The 14051-nt window shown below is 72.4% G+C and carries 13 protein-coding genes; 8 read left to right on the top strand and 5 right to left on the bottom strand.

The annotated features are described in order from the left end of the window. The first annotated feature begins 207 nt into the window (after positions 1-207). Together OG858_RS20490 and OG858_RS20485 are read left to right on the top strand one after the other, a co-directional pair. On the top strand, positions 208-1269 hold the full coding sequence (locus tag OG858_RS20490) for a hypothetical protein (RefSeq protein WP_319067056.1): 1062 nt from the start codon (positions 208-210) through the stop codon (positions 1267-1269). A gap of 251 nt (positions 1270-1520) precedes the next feature. Next, entirely contained in the window at positions 1521-2147 is a 627-nt protein-coding gene (locus OG858_RS20485) for an HAD family hydrolase (RefSeq protein WP_319067055.1), read from the top strand. A gap of 30 nt (positions 2148-2177) precedes the next feature. On the opposite strand, the gene OG858_RS20480 is transcribed toward OG858_RS20485, so the two are convergent. Next, positions 2178-2429, bottom strand: coding sequence for a hypothetical protein (locus OG858_RS20480; protein ID WP_319067054.1), 252 nt, complete (start codon positions 2427-2429; stop codon positions 2178-2180). A gap of 67 nt (positions 2430-2496) precedes the next feature. On the opposite strand from OG858_RS20480, the gene OG858_RS48520 reads away from it, so the two are divergent. Continuing rightward, entirely contained in the window at positions 2497-2880 is a 384-nt protein-coding gene (locus tag OG858_RS48520) for a helix-turn-helix domain-containing protein (protein WP_319067052.1), read from the top strand. Positions 2881-3026: 146 nt separating this feature from the next. After that, positions 3027-3410, top strand: coding sequence for a cold-shock protein (locus tag OG858_RS20470; protein ID WP_037705295.1), 384 nt, complete (start codon positions 3027-3029; stop codon positions 3408-3410). Between the two features lie 37 nt (positions 3411-3447). Here the strand turns inward: OG858_RS20470 and OG858_RS20465 are convergent, their stop codons facing one another. The 4 genes from OG858_RS20465 to OG858_RS20450 form a co-directional block, all read right to left on the bottom strand. Continuing rightward, positions 3448-4317 (bottom strand): 1,4-dihydroxy-6-naphthoate synthase, encoded by an 870-nt coding sequence (locus tag OG858_RS20465; RefSeq protein ID WP_256960516.1) that lies wholly within the window; start codon positions 4315-4317, stop codon positions 3448-3450. 10 nt (positions 4318-4327) lie between these two features. Beyond that, positions 4328-5080, bottom strand: a complete 753-nt coding sequence (locus tag OG858_RS20460) for a futalosine hydrolase (protein WP_086749033.1) — start codon at positions 5078-5080, stop codon at positions 4328-4330. Positions 5081-5096: 16 nt separating this feature from the next. Beyond that, the gene (locus OG858_RS20455; RefSeq protein ID WP_086749034.1) at positions 5097-5567 is read right to left on the bottom strand and encodes a hypothetical protein; all 471 of its coding nucleotides are present in this window, start codon (positions 5565-5567) and stop codon (positions 5097-5099) included. 74 nt (positions 5568-5641) lie between these two features. Further along, on the bottom strand, positions 5642-6988 hold the full coding sequence (locus OG858_RS20450; RefSeq protein ID WP_328544644.1) for an MFS transporter: 1347 nt from the start codon (positions 6986-6988) through the stop codon (positions 5642-5644). 685 nt (positions 6989-7673) lie between these two features. Between OG858_RS20450 and OG858_RS20445 the strand changes: the two genes are divergently transcribed. The 4 genes from OG858_RS20445 to OG858_RS20430 all read left to right on the top strand — a co-directional run bounded on the left by OG858_RS20445 (position 7674) and on the right by OG858_RS20430 (position 13936). Continuing rightward, entirely contained in the window at positions 7674-8606 is a 933-nt protein-coding gene (locus tag OG858_RS20445; RefSeq protein ID WP_319067049.1) for a DUF3027 domain-containing protein, read from the top strand. A 584-nt stretch (positions 8607-9190) separates the two neighbouring features. Beyond that, positions 9191-12325, top strand: coding sequence for a sacsin N-terminal ATP-binding-like domain-containing protein (locus OG858_RS20440; RefSeq protein WP_319264867.1), 3135 nt, complete (start codon positions 9191-9193; stop codon positions 12323-12325). Positions 12326-12387: 62 nt separating this feature from the next. Continuing rightward, on the top strand, positions 12388-12933 hold the full coding sequence (locus tag OG858_RS20435) for an MOSC domain-containing protein (protein WP_319319913.1): 546 nt from the start codon (positions 12388-12390) through the stop codon (positions 12931-12933). Between the two features lie 211 nt (positions 12934-13144). Then, positions 13145-13936 (top strand): calcium-binding protein, encoded by a 792-nt coding sequence (locus OG858_RS20430; RefSeq protein WP_256960224.1) that lies wholly within the window; start codon positions 13145-13147, stop codon positions 13934-13936. The last annotated feature ends 115 nt before the right edge of the window (positions 13937-14051 follow it).

Genomic DNA, 14051 nt, shown 5'->3' with positions numbered 1-14051 from the left:
ATCGCGCCCACCCGGCGGAGCCGCGAGCCGGCACCGCCCCGCGCCCCTGCCGGGGCGCCCGGCCGCCCGGCCGCGCGCGGCGGCACCCGGCTGGTGCCGGTGAGTGGAACCCGCCCCGCCCGGCTCCGGCGCGGGGCACCGGGGAACCCCGGGTACTCGGAAGCGATACCGTCGGGGGAGTATGCGCGCCAACCCCGGAGGGGCTTCGTGGGGATTGAGAGCGACCAGGTCGTCTACGAGTATCTGAGCCGGGTCGGTGATCTGGCCCAGCAGCGGCAGTTGCCGTCGGCGACGCGGATGCGTCTGGTGTCGGGGCTGCGGGACGAGATCGACCGGCGGCGGGCGACGGTGCCGGTGGACAGCCCGGCCGCCATGCGGCGCATCATCGCCCGCCTGGGTACGCCGGACGAGGTCGTCGAGGCGGCGGGCGCGCCCGGTGACGTACCGGAGCCGCCGGCTGCCGCCGTGCCCGCGCAGCGGGCCACCGGCGGGGAAGACGCGGAGGACGCAGGGGAGCGGTCCAAGGGGCTGTCCAGGGGGCTGCGGCGGGTCGTGCCGCGACCGCGTCCCGCCGACGCCGTGCCGCCGGTGGTGGGTGGTGCCGCTCCGCCGCATCTCGCTCCGCTGCACGAGCTGGGGGACGGCGACGCGCAGCCCGACTGGTGGCGGGTCGGCGGAGGCGGTGGCCCCGGGGGTGCCGATCTCGGGTTCGGGCTCGGGGACTCCGTGCCGGGGTTCGTCGGGGGTGTGGAGATTCCCGAGCTGTTGAAGCCGCCGCCGGTGAAGGCGGAGGGGGAGAGCGGGGCGGTCGACAAGGCCATCGGCGCCGCGGGGGCGGCCGAGAAGGGGGAGACCCCCTCGGCGGTCGTCACGGAGGCGGCCGGGTCCCGGCGGCGGCGGTTGCCGCTGCCCCGGTTGCGGCCTGCGGGTGAGGGGTGGAGCAATCCGCTGCTGTTGCTGGCCGCCGTGCTGCTGGTCGCGGGGGCGGTCATGGGGAGCCTGGTGCCGTTGGGGCTCGGGTGGCTGATCGCCTATCTGTCGCGGAGGCTGACGCCCGCCGAGTCGAAGTGGGCGGTCATGGGCATTCCGGGGGTGGTGGCCGCCGGGGGGATCGTCTGGCTGTGGGGGCGAACGGACGGGCGCTGGGGGGAGCCCATCGCCCAGGGACACATGGATGCCGCGCTCGCCGAAGCCTGGCCCTGGATGCTCCGTATCGCCGCCGTCTCCTCCGCGCTCTATCTCCTCTGGCGCTCCCAACGCCCCCGCTGACCAGGGGGCTTCTTCGCCCCCGCCGCCCCTACCCGTCCCATCCTCAAGGGGCTGCGCCCCTTCGGCCCCCTCCAGCGCCTCCAGCGCCTCCAGCGCCTCCAGCGAGGGTCCGTCGTGGTTGCTCGCGCAGTTCTCCGCGCCCCTGAAGTGGCAAGGGGCTGCGCTCATGCCACTTCATCGGCCCCACTGCGCGACCGGCCCCCACGCACCCGCCCCCGACCCGCCACCCCACCCGGCGCAAAATGGACTGCATGAACTTTCGCGCACTGACCGTCGGATTCGATCTCGACATGACGTTGATCGACTCGCGGCCCGGGATCCATGCCTGTTACGAGGCGCTGGCGGCGCGGACGGGGACGTACATCGACGCCGATCTGACGATCACCCGGCTGGGGCCGCCGCTCGCGGAGGAGTTGGCGCACTGGTTCCCGGCGGCGGAGATCCCGGCGATGGCGGACCTCTACCGGCAGATGTATCCGGCGATCGCGATCGCCGCGACCCCCGCGATGCCGGGTGCGCCGGAGGCGATAGCGGCGGTCCGGGCGGCCGGTGGGCGGGCGATCGTGATCACCGCCAAGTACGAGCCCAACGCCAGGCTGCACCTGGAGCACCTCGGCATGGAGCCCGACGAACTCGTCGGTGACCTGTGGGCGGAGGCCAAGGCGGCTGCGCTGCGCGAGCACGGCGCGAGCGTGTACGTCGGCGACCACACCGGCGACGTACGCGGCGCCCGCACGGCACAGGCGTACGCGGTCGCCGTGGCCACGGGCCCCTGCGACGAGCGGGAGCTGAGCGAGGCCGGCGCCGACGTCGTCCTCACGGACCTGACCGCGTTCCCGGCGTGGCTCGACACCCACCGGCGGACGCGCTCCCGGTAGCCCCGGAGAACCGGCAGGACTGCATCAGGACTACGAACGTGCCTCGCGCGCCCTCCGGCGTCCCGCTGCCACGGACTGCAGGACTCCGGCGCCGGCGATGAGGAACCCGACGCCCATGAGCATGCTGAGGACGAACATATAGGTGGGGAACGGAGTCGTTCCGAGGAACAGCGGGGCCACGGTGACGAGTGTGGCCACGGCGCCGACGAAGAACACGACGGCACCGGCACGGATCAGCCGGTCACCGGGTTCGGCGGAATTCGGTTGGGTTTTGTCACGCACCCGACCAGGGTAGTTCCCAGCGCGAGGGAACAGCCGGCCGGCCGCGAGGGAACAGTCGGCCGACGTCTTGTCACCCGCCCCCGGACCAATAGGCCGGGGACCGGCGGGTCCGACGACCCGCTGTAGTGCTGTCCAGAGCGGTTTGCGCACACCGAGAACACTTTTCAGACGCATTTTCCGACGCAAGTTCTTCTTTACGGTGATGGTCGCCTTTGCTGAGCTTGAGCGAGACATGATCGTTGAGCCGACCCGTGCTGGTCTGGACGCTGCCAAGGCTCAGGGCCGTACCGGTGGACGTCCCACTGCCATCACTGAGGACGAGCCGACTGTCGCCAAGGCTGGTACGGCCGAGGGTGAAAGCGTCTCCGCCATTGCCGAGGCTCTCGGAGTCTCCCGCGCCACTCTCTACCGCCCCATCGGCCGGCCCCGCACGCTTCCCCCACCTCTCTGAGCCTCTGCCGCCACAGGCAGGGGTGCAGTCGTGTTTCCAGGCGTGATTAAGCCTGTGTGTCGCTGGGGAGAGCCCCGGTAGGCTGTCTCAACGGCAGTTCAAGGGCGTCCGGTGTCAGTCCGGCAGCTATCGAGGGAGCGTGTGCTTTGCCGACTGGCAAGGTCAAATGGTTCAACAGTGAGAAGGGCTTCGGCTTTCTCTCCCGCGACGACGGCGGTGACGTCTTCGTCCACTCCTCCGTACTGCCCGCCGGTGTCGACACCTTGAAGCCGGGCCAGAAGGTCGAGTTCGGGGTCGTCGCCGGTCAGCGCGGCGACCAGGCCCTCTCCGTGACGGTCCTGGAGCCGGCCCCCTCGGTCGCCGCCGCCCAGCGCAAGAAGCCCGACGAACTGGCCTCGATCGTGCAGGATCTGACGACGCTGCTGGAGAACATCACGCCGATGCTGGAGCGGGGCCGCTATCCCGACCGTGCCGCGGGCGGGAAGATCGCAGGTCTTCTCCGCGCCGTGGCCGACCAGTTGGACGTGTAATCGCGAACTCCCGTAGCCGGGACAACTCCCGGGGTGTCTAAGGAAATACGAGCGCGTCCGGGCCGAGGGGCGGTACCAGTCCCTCGGCCGCCGCGCGTGTGAGCAGGCCCCTGACCGCCGCGTAGCCGTCCTCGCCGAGGTCGGCCGTGAACTCGTTGACGTACAGACCGATGTGCTGGTCGGCGACGGCCGGGTCCATCTCCTGGGCGTGTTCGAGGACGTACGGGCGGGAAGCCGCGGGGTCGTCCCAGGCCGCGCGGACGGAGGCGCGGATCGTCTCAGCGAGCCCGGTCAGCGTCTTTGCGCCCAGCGAGCGCTTCGCGATGATCGCGCCCAGCGGGATCGGCAGCCCCGTCGTGTCCTCCCAGTGCTCGCCCATGTCGGCGAGCTTGTGGAGGCCGTAGTTCCGGTAGGTGAAGCGGGCTTCGTGGATGACGAGTCCGGCGTCGACCCTGCCGTCCCGTACGGCCGGCATGATCTCGTGGAACGGCATCACGACGATTCTGCCGACTCCACCGGGCAGGGTGTCCGCCGCCCAGAGGCGGAAGAGGAGATACGCGGTCGACCGCTCGCTCGGCACGGCCACCGTACGGCCGGTGAGGTCCGTGCCCGGCTCCCGCGTCAGCACCAGCGGGCCGCAGCCCCGGCCGAGCGCCCCGCCGCAGGGCAGCAGCGCGTACTCGTCCAGGACGTACGGCAGGACGGCGTACGACACCTTCAGCACGTCGAGGTCGCCGCGTTCGGCCATGCCGTTGGTGATGTCGATGTCCGCGAACGTCACGTCGAGCGCGGGCGCGCCGGGGACCCGGCCGTGGGCCCAGGCGTCGAAGACGAAGGTGTCGTTGGGGCAGGGCGAGTACGCCATCCGCAGTGCGCCGGTCCCGGCGGGGGTGGTCGCGCGGCTCATGGGCGTCGCCTCAGGACTCGTAGGGCTCATGGGGCTCGTCGGGCTCGTAGGGCTCATGGGGGTCCCAACTCTCCAGTACGGGCGTCAGCTTCCCGAAGGCCTCGGTGAGTGCGGCCAGCGCGTCGCCGATGCGCCAGGCGGCGCGGTCGCGCGGGCCCACGGGGTTGGAGACGGCGCGCAGTTCGAGGACGGGCGTGGTGTGTGCGGCGGCGGCCTCGGCGACTCCGAAGCCCTCCATCGCCTCGGCCAGCGCACGCGGGTGGCGGGTCCGCAGGGAGGCCGCGCGCTCGGCGCTGCCGGTGACCGTGGAGACGGTGAGGACGGTGCCGGTGCGGGCACCGGTGGCGGTCGCGGCGGCACGTACGAGGTCCCGCGGCGGGTGGTGGGTGACGGTGCCGAAGCCCAGGTCGGTGACCGGGACGAAGCCGTCCGGCGTCTCGGCGCCCAGATCGGCCGCCGTGATCTCGTCGGCGAGGACGAGAGAGCCGAGGGGCGCCTCGGGCAGGAACCCGCCCGCGATACCGGCGGACACGACCAGCCCGTACGGCCTGCCCTCCAGGGCCGCGGCGGTCAGCGCGGCGGCGGTGGAGGCGGCGGCGAGGGCGGGGCCCACACCGGCGGCGAGGAGGTCGTAGTCGTGCGGGGGCGTCCGGAAGCCGTGGAGGGTCCCCGCCGGGAGGCGGGTCTCGGCGACGGGGCCCGGAAGCGCTCGTGCCACCGCGTCCCGTTCGGCGGGGACGGCGGTGGCTACGAGAATGCGCATGGGCGGCGGCCGCGGATCAGGCGTCCGGGTTCTTCAGCTTGAAGTTCCAGACACCCTTGATCGCCGAACCCGAGGCGTTCTGCTCGACGATGCTGATCGTCAGCGACTTCTGGGCGGGCTGACCGGGCTGGGTGGCGAAGAGGCCCGGGTTCTCGAACGACCAGTAGGTCTTGTCGAACGTTTCGCTGGTGGCCTGCTCCCCGTTGATCCACAGGGCCCAGCCCGTCTTCGCCACCTCCGGGTCGACGCCGATGCGCAGGGCCTTGCCCTCCGGCAGCTCGATCGACTTCGAGGGCTTCTCCTCCGCGCACTCCTTGGCCTGTGCGGCGTCGAGGGTCCGGTAGCACTCGGCCTCGGCGCTGATCGAGTCGGTGCCGATCGTGACGGTGGCCATCGGCGTCGGCTCATCGCAGGCCGACAGGACGAGAAGTCCGGCGGAAACGGCGCCGAGAGTGGCTGCGGCGCGACGGGAACGCGGGAAGGTCATGGGCGAAGGTTATCTGGCATGTCCAGGGGCTCCCTTACGTGGGGTACGGCGTGCCGGGCCGGACGGGGAATCGGTCAGGCCACACGGGCGCGGGGCGCGCCGCCGTGACGGGCGGAGGCGAGCAGGCCGCGGACCGTGGTGAGCCAGCCCGCGGCGACGATCGCGGCGGCCACGGCCATCCCGAGGGTGCCGTTGAGGGGGAGGGCGATACCGATGGCGCCGCCGACCACCCAGGACATCTGGAGCAGGGTCTCGGAGCGGGCGAAGGCGGAGGTCCGGACGAGTTCGGGGACGTCGCGCTGGATCAGGGCGTCCAGGCACAGCTTCGACAGTGCCTGCGAGAACCCGGCGACCGCGGCGAGGAAGGCGACGAAGAACCAGCCGAAGAACAGGGCCGCCGTGATCGCCACACAGAGTTCGACGGCGACGACGGTCACGATGATCAGTTCCGGCGAACGCTGCTTCGCCCACGCACCTACGGCCGTGCCCAGCGCGTTTCCCGTACCGGCTGCCACGGCCACCATGCCCAGGGAGACGGCGGCGCTCTGCCCGTGGAGCGGGTGGATGCGCAGCAGGAATGCCAGGAAGAAGATCAGGAACCCGGAGAGGCCACGCAGCGCGGCGTTGGCGGTGAGGGCGTGGGTGACCGCCGGTCCGACCGTCCGCAGGCCCGGCTTCTTCAGCGTCTCGCTGCGGTGCGGGCCGTGCAGATGCTGGGGGTCCGCCGCGAGCAGGGCCCTGTCCTCGCCCTTCGCCGAGTCGACCTTCGCGGGGAGCGTGAAGGAGAGGAACGTACCCGCGATGAAGATCACGAAGGCGCCGTAGAGCGGCCAGCGCGGGCCGAGCGCCTGCAGTCCGGCGCCGATGGGCGCGGCGAGGCCGGTGGCGAGCAGGCCGCAGAGGGTGACCCGGGAGTTGGCCTTCACCAGGGAGAACCGGGGCGGGAGCAGCCGGGGTACGACCGCGCTGCGGACCACCCCGTACGCCTTCGACGCGACCAGGACGCCCAGGGCGGCGGGATAGAGCTCGATGCCGCCGGTCTCGACGGCGCCGACGAGGATCAGGGCGAGGAACGCCCTGGCCAGCATGGCGCAGGCCATCGCGGCGCGGCGGCCGTGCGGGAGGCGGTCCAGCAGGGGGCCGACGACGGGGGCGAGGAGGGCGAACGGGGCGAGGGTGATGGCGAGGTAGAGGGCGACGCGGCCGCGGGCCTCGTCGGTGGGGACGGAGAAGAAGACGGTGGAGGCGAGGGAGACGGTGATCATCACGTCGCCCGCGCCGTTCACACCGTGCAGCTCGATGAGTTTGCCGAGGCCGGATTCGCCGGCGCCGTGGGCGTGGGTGGCCTTGCGGATGCCTCGTGCGGGGCCGGTGAACGGCAGGTGCAGGGCGCGGCCCATCGAGCGGACGGCGCCGGTCACCCGACCCGTTCCGCGCGCTCCGCTCCGCTCGGCGCCGGTCACCTCGTCATAGTGCCCCGAGAAAGGGGGGCGTAGTGCGTTTACCGCTCGTATGGCCCCGGTTCGGGACGGGGTGTCCGCGGTGGGACGGGGTGTCCGCGGTGGGTGGGCCGGCCGCGGGTGGGTGGGGGCTGGTCGCGCGTTTCCCGGTGCCCCAGCAGGATCAGACCCTGCGGGTCTGAAGGGCGATGGACCTGCGGGCCGAGAAGCACGGGGTGAAGCCCCTGCTTTTCGGGGGAGCGGGGAACTGCGCGATCAGCCGCGATCCACCCGCGGCCGCCCGAAGATCCTGGCCTCCCGAGTCCTCACGCGCGGCCGGACCGCAGGTCACGGCGGTTTCCCGCCAACAACCGACCGTGTTTGTCCAGCCTCCCCGGACCCTTCTCCGGCCAAAGCCGAGCGCAGCGGAATCGCGGAACCGCTACGTCGGTGTGGGCGCAGAGCCTCGGAGAAGGTAGCGTGCATAGCGCGCCTGCGGCGGTTGTTCTCGGCCGCGCGCCTCTCGTTCATCCCGCAGAATGGATGACATAGGTGCGCCCGAGTGCGATCGGGCGCGGACGTCGACGCGGCCCTTTGGTCCGCTCCGTCCGCACCCCCCGCCGAGGGAGGCGCACTCGTGAGACGGCGTAGGAGAGAAGCGATACCTGTGAGCGCAGCGACAACGCGAAGCCGCACCCCCGACCGCCTGTGTGCCGAGGCCGTCGATCTGGCCCGCTCCGCCGCCGAGGAGGCCGCCGCGCCAGGCGTGGTGGGTGAGCACGCGGGGCTCGTGTCCGAGGGCGACCGTGTCGTGACGCACTTCTTCGAGTGCAAGGAGATGGGCTACCGCGGCTGGCGCTGGGCCGTCACCGTCGCCCGCGCCTCACGCGCGAAGTTCGTGACACTGGACGAGGTCGTCCTGCTCCCGGGCCCCGACGCGCTGCTCGCGCCGGAGTGGGTGCCGTGGAGCGAGCGGCTCCGGCCCGGCGACATGGGCCCCGGCGACCTGCTGCCCACGGACGCCGAGGACCTGCGGCTGGAGCCCGGGTACTCCGGCGAGGACGAGCCGCTGCCGAACTCCCCGGTCTCGCACGACATGGCCGAGCTGGTGGAGGCGGAGGACGCCGAGGTCACCGCCGGGGCACCGGCGAACCTTCCGTTCGCGCCGACCCGCGGGTCGATCGCCGCGGTCGCGGAGGAACTGGGCATGCGGCGGGCCCGGGTGCTGTCCCGGTACGGGCTGCACACGGCCGCGGACCGGTGGGAGGAAGGGTTCGGGGCGAAGACCGCGATGGCCCAGGCCGCGCCGGCGGCGTGCGTCAGCTGTGGGTTCCTCGTGGCGATCGGAGGGTCGCTCGGCCAGGCCTTCGGGGTGTGCGCGAACGAGTTCGCCCCGGCGGACGGGCGGATGGTCTCCCTGACGTACGGGTGCGGCGGGCACTCGGAGGCGGCGGTCATGCCGGCCACGCCTCGGCCGGCTCCGCCACGGCTCGACGAGACCCGGGTGGACCCCTTCCCGCTGCGGCCGTCGCCGGACTCGGGATCGGTGCCCGTGGGGTCGGAGGAGACCGAGTCCGAGGCGGATCTGGGGCACTCTTAGGGGTGCAGGGGTGCAGGGGTGCAGGGGCGTAGAGGCGCAGGGGCGTAGAGGCGCAGGGACATTGGGTCCCGGGTTCGCCTGAGAGCTCGGGGGTTCGGTGCGTCGGCGGGTGCGGGTCCGGTGGGGCTTCTCGCGCAGTTCCCCGCGCCCCTGAAGGATTCAGGCCCCTGCGGGCCTGAAAGATCCAGGCCCCTGCGGGCCTGAGAGGCGACGGTCCTGCGGGCCTGAAAGATCCAGGCCCCTGCGGGCCTGAGAGGCGACGGTCCTGCGGGCCTGAAAGATCCAGGCCCCTGCGGGCCTGAGAGGCGACGGTCCTGCGGGCCCGAGAGGCGACGGTCCTGCGGCCCTGGAAGACTGCGGCCCGCGGCCCTGGAAGCGGCGGTCCTGCGGGCCTGGAGGCGGCGGGTCTGCTGGATGAAAGCACGGGGCGCAGCCCCTGCTTTTCAGGGGCGCGGGGAACTGCGCGACCAGCCCCCACCACCCGCACCCGCCGACGCACAGGCACCCCCACCCCCCTGGGCGTCCGGCCGAAGCAGCGCAGCGACACGGTACCTTCGTGCACCTGGCGACATGGAAGGTGAACCGTGAGCAAGTTCGTGCGGCCGGCGGTCGAGGGTGCGGACCCGTTCGGGACGGCTCGGTTGCGGCGGGGCGTGCTCGACGCCTGGGCCACCAGTCCGGCCCGGTTCCGTGAGGACGCCAACGCCGAGGAGGATCTCGTCCTCGGCGGCTACCGGGACCGCCTCGTCGTGGAACTGGCGCAGAACGCCGCCGACGCCGCCGCGCGGGCCAAGGTGCCGGGGCGGCTGCGGCTCACCCTCCGGGACGGCGTCCTCGTCGCCGCCAACACCGGCGCCCCCCTGGACGCGGGCGGCGTCGAGTCGCTGTCCACACTCCGGGCGTCCGCGAAGCGGGACACCCCGAGCGGCCATGACGGCACGGTGGGCCGGTTCGGCGTCGGTTTCGCCGCCGTGCTCTCCGTCACCGACGAGCCCGCCGTCGTCGGCCGGCACGGCGGTATCCGCTGGTCGCTCGCCGAGGCCCGGCTGCTCGCCGCCGACACCGCCCGGCACAGCCCGGGACTGGGCGACGAGATCCGTCGGCGTGACGGGCATGTGCCGCTGCTGCGGCTGCCGTTCGCGGCCGAGGGGACCGCCCCGGACACGTACGACACCGTCGTCATCCTGCCGCTGCGCGACACGGCCGCCGCCGGTCTCGCCGAGCGGATGCTGCACGCGGTCGACGACGCCCTGCTCCTCGCGCTGCCCGGCCTCGAAGAGGTCGTCATCGAGATCGGCACCGGTGACGTACGGACGTTGCGACGGAGCGTGGAGGGGGCGCACGTCGTCGTCGAGGACTCACGGGACGGGGTCACGCGCTGGCGCACCGTCGCCGAGCACGGGGCACTGGAGGCCACGCTGCTCGCCGACCGGCCCGTCGAGGAGCGGCTGCGGCCGCACTGGTCCGTCACCTGGGCCGTGCCGACCGGGCCCGACGGAGAGCCGGTCCGGCCGCGCACCAGCGCCGTCGTGCACGCGCCCACACCCAGCGAGGAGGCCCTCGGCGTACCCGCGCTGCTCATCGCCTCCTTCCCCCTGGACACGACCCGGCGGCACGCCGCGGCCGGGCCGCTCACCGACTTCCTCGTGCAGCGCGCGGCGGACGCGTACGCGGGCCTCCTCGCCGCCTGGGAGCCGGTCGCCGAGGGCATCATCGACCTCGTGCCCGGTCCGCTGGGCAAGGGCGAGCTGGACGGCGCCCTGCGCCAGGCGATCCTCGAACGGCTGCCGCGGACCGCGTTCCTGCCGCGCGCGGTCGCACCCGAGCCCGACGACGACCTGCCCGCCGCCCTCCGCCCCCGTGACGCCGAGGTCGTCGAGGGGGCCGGCGCCGAGACCGTGCAGGTCCTCGCCGACGTACTGCCCAGCCTGCTGCCCGCCGGGCTCGAACGGCGCGCGGAGCTGCGCACGCTGGGTGTCGCGCGCCTTCCGCTGGGCGACGCGATCGACCGGCTCGCGGGCCTGGAGAAGGAGCCCGACTGGTGGCGGCGGCTGTACGACAGCCTCGCCGGGGTGGATCCGGACCGCCTGTCCGGCCTTCCCGTGCCGCTCGCGGACGGGCGGACCACCATCGGGCCCCGCCAGGTGCTCCTGCCGATCCCCGACGGGCCGCAGACAGCCCCCGAGACCCTCGCCCGCCTCGGCCTGAAGGTCGCCCACCCGGACGCCGCGCATCCGCTTCTGGAGAAGCTGGGCGCCCTGCCCGCGACCCCGCGTGCCGTGCTCACCACTCCGCAGGTACGGGCCGCCGTGGCCGCGTCCCTGGACGACGAGGGCGGTGTCTGGGACGAGGAGGACGGACGGCCGGACGCCGACGAACTGGCCGACCTCGTCCTCGCCCTGGTCCGCGACGCGGCCCTCGACCCCGGCGACGAACCCTGGCTCGGCGCCCTCGCCCTGACCGACGAGGACGGCGAACTGGCGCCCGCCGGTGAACTCGTCCTCCCCGGCAGCCCCTTCGCCCGGGTCATCCGCGAGGACGAACTCGCCTTCGTGGACGCCGAGCTGGCCGACCGCTGGGGCGAACAGCCCCTGGCCGCCTGCGGTGTTCTGGCCAACTTCGCCCTCGTACGCGCCACCGACGTCGTCCTCGACCCGGACGAACTGGAGCCGCGCGACGGGGACTTCGCCGAGCCGGACGACCCGGGGCTGCTCGACGCGGTGGACGTGTGGTCCGAGGACATCCTCGACCGGTTCCCGGACAGCCCCGTGCCGCCCGTCGCGACGGAGATCGTGGCCGTGCGGGACCTGGACCTCGTCGACGAGGACCGCTGGCCGGAGGCGCTCGCCCTGCTGGCCCGGCCCCCGCTGCGCGACGCCCTCGTCCAGCCGGTACGCATCCTGCTCCCGGACGGCACGCACGAGGTCGTACGCCCCTACACGGCCTGGTGGCTGCGCGGGCACCCGGTCCTCGACGGCCGCCGCCCGGCGGGCCTCCTCGCGGCCGGCGGTGACCCGCTCCTGCACGGCCTGTACGACGAGGCCGACGCCACCGGCTTCGACGACGAGCAGGTCCTGCGGGCGCTGGGCGTCCGCACCTCGGTGGCCGCGCTGCTGGACGAGCCGGGCGGCGCCGCCGAACTGCTGGACCGCCTGGCCGACCCGGACCTTCCCGTGACGTCCGCCCAACTGCACGGTCTGTACGGTGCGTTGGCCGACCTCGACCCCGAGCAGGTGACCCTGCCGGACGACGTGCGCGCCGTGGTGGACGGCAAGGTGACGGTCGTGGACGCGGCCGACGCCGTCGTCGTCGACTCCCCCGACCTGCTGCCCTTCACCTCCGGTATGCCCCTGCTCCCCGTACGGCCGTCACGGGCCGCCGAACTGGCCGAGCTGTTCCAGGTGCGAAGGCTCAGCGAGTCGGTGACCGGGGGCGTGGACTCGCAGGGCACGGAACACGACGTACCGGAGCCGGTACGGGTCCTGCTCGGCCCGGCCACCCCCTCGTCGTACTTCGAGCACGAGGAACTCGTCGTCGACGGCGTCGAGCTGGACTGGCGCCGCACCCGCGACGGCGTACTGCACGCCTCCACCCTGGAAGGGGTCGCCGCCGGGCTGGCCTGGGCGGCGGGGCAGTGGCCGCGCCGCTTCGAGGTGGCCGCGCTGCTCGAAGACCCGTCCCGGACGGCGGAGTTGGCCCGGGACCGCTGGTTCGACTGAGTGCGCACGAGCGGAGGCCGGTGGCGGATTCGGATACGTACGGCAGGAGAGGCGGGCACACGATGACGGCGCGGGTCACGGCGGTGAGCGCGAACGGGACGTACTCCTTCAGCAAGCCGAACCGGACGAGCATCACGCTGCTCACCGGTCTCGGCGTCGAGGGCGACGTCCACGCGGGGAAGACCATCAAGCACCGGTTCCGGATGACGTACGAGCCGGACGCGCCCAATCTGCGGCAGGTGCACCTCATCCACGAGGAACTCTTCGACGAACTGGCCGTGAAGGGCTTCACCGTCGCGGCCGGTCAGCTCGGCGAGAACGTCTCCACGCGCGGGGTCGACCTGCTGGGGCTGCCCACGGGCGCGCTGCTGCACCTCGGTGACGAGGCGGTCGTGGAGGTCACGGGGCTCCGCAACCCGTGCGACCAGATCAACACGTTCCAGCAGGGGCTGCTGAAGGAGGTCTTCGAACTCGACGCCGTGACAGGGGACTTCACCTTCAAGTCCGGGATCATGGGGGTGGTCCGGCAGGGGGGAACGGTCCGTCCCGGCGACGCGATCGACGTCGAGCTTCCGGCGGGGCCGCATCACCCGCTGGAGCGTGTATAGCGGCTTTTGCCGGGTTGTGCGCGAGGTCGACTGTGATCTGGGCAACATCTCCACCGGAAACTCGAATCTCGTACAACCATTCGTATCCCTCGTGGATCTGATCACCCGAGCCGACGGGCTTCTCAGGAGTCACTCGACTCCCGGGAGCCGACCGGCTCCTCAGATTTGAACCGGATCTCGTGTGACCGACCGTCCGTGAGATCCCTTCCACGTGGGGAAAACATTGCGTAAGCGCGCCACTCTGGGCGTCGCCGTCACCGGCGCCCTGGCTCTGACCGCCCTCGCCGCTCCGGCCGCGCAGGCCGACGACCACATCGGCGACACCAGGATCAGCAATGTCTCCGTCAACGGAGGCAAAGCCGTCGTCGTCGGTGCCAAGGCCAGCAAGACGGTCACGCTCAAGTTCACCGTCACCGACAACTCGGGCCACCGGACGGCCAGCGCGTACCTGTACCGCGGCCAGACGGTTGAGACCTCCGAAAGCATCATCGCGTCCAACAAGGACCCGATCAGCTGCAAGAAGGTGACGTCGTCCAAGTACAACTGCTCGGCGACCTTCACCTTCAAGCCGGGCTACGACGTCATCAACTCCGTCGCCGGTACCTGGAAGACCACGGTGCTCGCCCAGGCCAAGGACTACGACTACTACATCAAGGACAACGCCAAGTCCTTCAAGGTCCTGCGCGCGAGCCAGCTCGCGCCCGCCAACGCCGCCCCGGAGCCCGTGGCCAAGGGCGCGACGATCACCATCACCAGCAAGCTGACCCGCGCCAACTGGAACACCAACGTGAACGGTGCTCTCAGCGGTCAGCCGGTGCAGCTCCAGTTCAAGAAGAGCGGCACGTCCACCTACAAGGTGGTCAAGACCGTCAACTCGGCCTCCACGGGCGATGTGTCCACCACGGTGAAGGCGAGCGCCGACGGCACGTACCGCTACGTCTTCGCGGGCACCTCGACCACGGCAGGCTCGACCGCCACGGGCGACACCATCGACGTGCAGTAGGCAGCGAGCCCCAGGGCTCACCCCTTCCGGTCGGCCTGGCGCCGTAGCGGGAGGCAGGGGGGACGCGCCGGGTGAACCGGCGCGTCCCCCCGACGCACCAGAGCACGCGGGCCAA

Source organism: Streptomyces europaeiscabiei, assembly GCF_036346855.1.
In the GTDB taxonomy this organism is placed as follows: Bacteria; Actinomycetota; Actinomycetes; order Streptomycetales; family Streptomycetaceae; genus Streptomyces; species Streptomyces europaeiscabiei.
The sequence above is the reverse complement of the archived record's forward strand: the minus strand, read 5'-3'. Positions and strand labels throughout refer to the sequence as shown.